We start from the raw sequence: 3515 nt of genomic DNA on the forward strand, positions 1-3515 counted from the left end.
ATAGGATAAACCAATGAAAAAATTACTCGTCATAAGTGCCATAAGCATGTCTTTAACAGTCGTGGCGGGCTGTGCAAACCAATCCGTAGTGCGGTATGGGGATGCCACAGCCGTTGAAACCACGGATGTCAATTTTGGCTCAACTGATTTACAGAAAATAGCCAATGAAATGACGGATTCACTTTTGCAGTCTCCAGTGGTTGGCACGATGACCATGAACAAACGCCCCATTGTTTTTGTGGATTCAGTGAAAAATAAAACCAGTGAGCATATTGATACTGAATCATTAACTGACTCTGTTTCAACACAGTTATTAAAGTCTGGCAAATTTCGATTTGTTGATATGGGCAAAGTGAGTGCGGTACGTGAGCAGCTTAATTATCAAAATGAAGGCGGTTTAGTCGATCCTGTTAAAGCGGTGCAATTTGGCAAACAAGTTGGCGCGGAATACATGTTGTACGGAAATTTATCAAGTATTGTCAAAACCAATGCGGATAAGTCTGACGTGTATTACAAATTCACCATGCGTTTAATGGACTTAGAAAGCGGCTTGGTTGAATGGGCAGATGAAACCGAAATCCGTAAAACACGTACCAAAGAATTGCTTGGCTGGTAATGCTCGCCCACTTCAACAAGTCACTATGAGGATAACTCCATGAAAGCACTATTTGTTTGTGCCCTATTATTGGTCGGGTATCTCACCCCTGCCCTTGCTGACTATCAGCGCAACGAAGCAGTGCCGGTAGACAAGGTAATATTTGGCAAAGTGACTTCTGTGAGAAATGTGACGCAAACTGAATTACTTGAAGATCGGAATCATGGTTGGAAAGTATTTGGTGGCGCACTTATTGGCGGCACTATCGGTAATCAGTTTGGTAGTGGTGGGGGGCGAGCCTTAAGCACCATACTTGGCGCTATGTTGGGTGGTTCTGTCGCCAATACCAACAATCAACGCGTCGAGCAAATCACCTTACAGTTGGTTGAACTTATGATCACTATTGAAGATGGTAGTGAATACATGGTGGTACAAGACCGAGATCCTGCTATGATTTTTCAGCCAAGAGATAAAATACGTATGATATATTTGGCTGATGGTTCAGTTCGAATCGATAAACAAATGTAAGTTAACAAAGGCTTGACCAAAATAAGGCCAAGCCTCGGTTTATTAGCGTATATGAAATTTTGTCAGGTAGTGAATAGCCAATGTTTTACTATCATCTTATTCAGCTGCCGTAACTTGGTATTGCTCAATAACACTGTGTTTTTGCATTCAAAACTTGTTAGGAATGTCGAAGATTATTTTAGCTGAATAGAGAAACAGCATGGTTCAAGTTCTATCTTTGCCTTTATTTATTACCGCTAGTATCAGTTTGATTTTAAGCATTTTCTTTATACTGTTGTATTTTCGTCTCAAGTTTCGCTACGAAGAATCGGTTAGGTACTATCTGATTTTCGCGCTGGCAGCACTCACGAGTAGCATTTTTTTTAGCGCCTTTGCGGTGTTGGTAAATTCTGCTGACAACCTAAATTACCTAAATGTAGCAAATCGCCTGACCGTCATTAGTGCGATGTTTACCATTGTGCTGAGCCTGCATTTTTATATCGCATTTTTTCAATACAAAGCCCCGATATTGTTAAAATGGTGCTACGCCATTTGTGCATGTTTTTCAATCTTGGCGGTAGTACCCAATCAATACTTTCTTAGTAAAGCGTTTTACTCAACATCTCAATACTACACGGGCTTAATGTATGGTCCACTGTTTCAAATGTGGGGGGCCTGGATACTAATATTGGCGATGTATTGCATTTTCATTTTGGTAAACGTCTACGTTCGACAACGAAGAAGACACGAAAATGGAGCAACAAGCACGGTTCAGTTGCTTTTGTTGGCTAATTTAGTTTGGATGATAACGGGCGTAAGTGATACCTTCACAGGTATTCAAGTCATTGATTTTCCACCTCTTACCTGGATTGGTTCATTTTTAGTCACTTGCAGTATAGCTTGGATATTGGTGCTTCATATCGACAAATTGTACGAAGAAAGACGTCAACTAAATAATCGGTTGATGTACGACCATTTAACTCAAGCGTTTTCTCGCAGTTTTTTAGAAATTCGCTTAACAGACGTCATTAACTCAATTTCTCGTAATAAGTTGCATGGACTCTCTGTGTGCGTGTTCGACGTAGATAATTTCAAAACCATAAATGATCAATATGGCCATGCAAACGGCGATGAGTTATTGAGGCAAATAACAACGATAATTAAAGAAAATATTCGCCCATCTGATTGTATCGCACGTTTAGGAGGCGATGAATTTGTGATTTTATTGCCGGATAATCAACAAGAAAACAATGCAGTTATGATAATTGAGAGAATTCGCAAACATATATCTGAAAGCCTCTATGGCATTGGCGACCATAAATTCAATGCATCATGTTCATTTGGCATTGTCAGCGCAACAGCTGAACACTTACATTTCAATGATTTACCCCACCAACTCTTATCATGCGCCGATGAGGCACTGTATAGTGCGAAACACCAAGGTAAAAATGCTATTGGTGTCGCAACCTTAAGCGACTTATCTTAGTCCATAATAAGGCTTTTGCCGCGGCTAAACTTTTTAAGGTTTGGTCATAAATACTGCATTTAAGTCAGTGTAGTCGAGTGTATTGCCGGTGAAATTGCGGCGCAGAGGCCCTTGCAACCTATCGGTTAAAAAGAAGGCACAAGATATCCACCCAAGCATATAACAATACCTTACGTAAAAATGAAAATGGGTTTTTCTTAAGCATGAGCAATTGCCCTAAAGACGGGTGTCTCATTGGTAGTCAGAGAACGAAGATTCGCGAGGAAAATCTTGAATCATCTTAACTTATCTTCACAAGATGACTCATGCTTTTTGTTGTTGGGAGTGCCTGCTAAGCCCATCAAATGTAAAACATTTACAAAATGACAGCCTACCCGTTATTTTTTACCACCTTTGTTTTTGCTCATTATTATTGCAGCGATAAAGACAATTAAAATCACAAAACCAGCCTTTAGCGCGATATCGATAATAGTTTCCATCATATTTTCTCCTAGGGTTTTGGGTCAATAAAGCCAGTGATTAGCTCAGTTGCGAAATACTCCGCAGTATCCAGGCACTATCGTGTTGTTCAAAACCGATTTTAGGGTAGTAACCTTCTGCAAGTGGCGCTGCTAACAAGATTACGCTACACGAATCGTTAAGTTGCTCTTTAGTCAGTTTGATAAGATTACGGCCAATGCCTTGTGATTGAATGCCTTCGTGCACCGCTAAGTCTGACAAATAGCAGCAGTAATGAAAGTCAGTGACTGAACGGGCTAGCCCCAACAGTTTGCCTTGTTGCCAAGCGGTCACTAGTAAATTTGCATTATCCAACATGCCCTGAATCAGGTCCCTGTTGTGAAGTGGACGCCTTGCACCTAACGACGTATTTGAAAGCAACTCGCAAAATTCCTCAGCGCTAATGGGCTGATTGACTTTGTATTCAAT

Annotated in this window: 4 protein-coding genes; 3 read left to right on the forward strand and 1 reads right to left on the reverse strand. The window is 40.6% G+C overall.

Annotated elements, in window-relative coordinates:
- The first annotated feature begins 13 nt into the window (after positions 1-13).
- The 3 genes from lpoB (at position 14) to NWQ57_RS17065 (ending at position 2588) form a co-directional block, all read left to right on the forward strand.
- Positions 14-616, forward strand: a complete 603-nt coding sequence (gene lpoB, locus NWQ57_RS17055; protein WP_306023373.1) for a penicillin-binding protein activator LpoB — start codon at positions 14-16, stop codon at positions 614-616.
- Between the two features lie 39 nt (positions 617-655).
- Entirely contained in the window at positions 656-1123 is a 468-nt protein-coding gene (locus NWQ57_RS17060; protein ID WP_306023374.1) for a glycine zipper 2TM domain-containing protein, read from the forward strand.
- Positions 1124-1322: 199 nt separating this feature from the next.
- The gene (locus tag NWQ57_RS17065) at positions 1323-2588 is read left to right on the forward strand and encodes a GGDEF domain-containing protein (protein ID WP_306023375.1); all 1266 of its coding nucleotides are present in this window, start codon (positions 1323-1325) and stop codon (positions 2586-2588) included.
- A gap of 519 nt (positions 2589-3107) precedes the next feature.
- On the opposite strand, the gene NWQ57_RS17070 is transcribed toward NWQ57_RS17065, so the two are convergent.
- Positions 3108-3515: GNAT family N-acetyltransferase (locus NWQ57_RS17070; RefSeq protein ID WP_306023376.1), on the reverse strand; the 408-nt coding region annotated here is incomplete at its 5' end.

The sequence above is a fragment of the Paraglaciecola sp. genome (assembly GCF_030730205.1).
Lineage (GTDB): Bacteria > Pseudomonadota > Gammaproteobacteria > Enterobacterales > Alteromonadaceae > Paraglaciecola.